Origin of the sequence: Actinomadura logoneensis, from assembly GCF_003428695.1 — a bacterium.
Classification (GTDB): Bacteria; Actinomycetota; Actinomycetes; order Streptosporangiales; family Streptosporangiaceae; genus Spirillospora; species Spirillospora logoneensis.
On record NZ_QURH01000374.1, the window covers coordinates 1 to 587 of the forward strand.

Sequence of the window (587 nt, forward strand, 5' to 3'; positions counted from 1 at the left end):
GGGTATGAGGAGGGCGGGCAGCTGACCGAGAAGGTCCGCCGCAAGCCGTTCTCGGTGGTGCTGTTCGACGAGATCGAAAAGGCCCACCCCGACATCTTCAACAGCCTGCTGCAGATCCTGGAGGACGGCCGTCTCACCGACGCCCAGGGGCGGGTGGTCGACTTCAAGAACACGGTGATCATCATGACCACCAACCTGGGCACCCGGGACATCTCCAAGGGGCAGTCGCTGGGGTTCTCCCGCCAGGACGACACCCAGGGGTCGTATGACCGGATGAAGTCGAAGGTGTCGGAGGAGCTCAAGCAGCACTTCCGGCCCGAGTTCCTCAACCGTGTCGACGACATCGTGGTGTTCCACCAGCTCACGCCGAAGGAGATCATCCAGATCGTGGATCTGATGATCGCCAAGGTCGACGAGCGGCTGAAGGACCGGGACATGGGCATCGAGCTCAAGCCCGAGGCCAAGGACCTGCTCGCCGAACGCGGCTACGACCCGGTGCTGGGCGCCCGGCCGCTGCGCCGCACCATCCAGCGCGAGATCGAGGACAACCTGTCGGAGAAGATCCTGTACGGCGAACTCACCGCCGG

At 64.2% G+C, this 587-nt stretch carries 1 protein-coding gene; it reads left to right on the forward strand.

Annotated elements, in window-relative coordinates:
- The coding region (locus tag DZF91_RS22805) for an AAA family ATPase (RefSeq protein ID WP_158588019.1) at positions 1–587 on the forward strand (587 nt) is incomplete at both ends.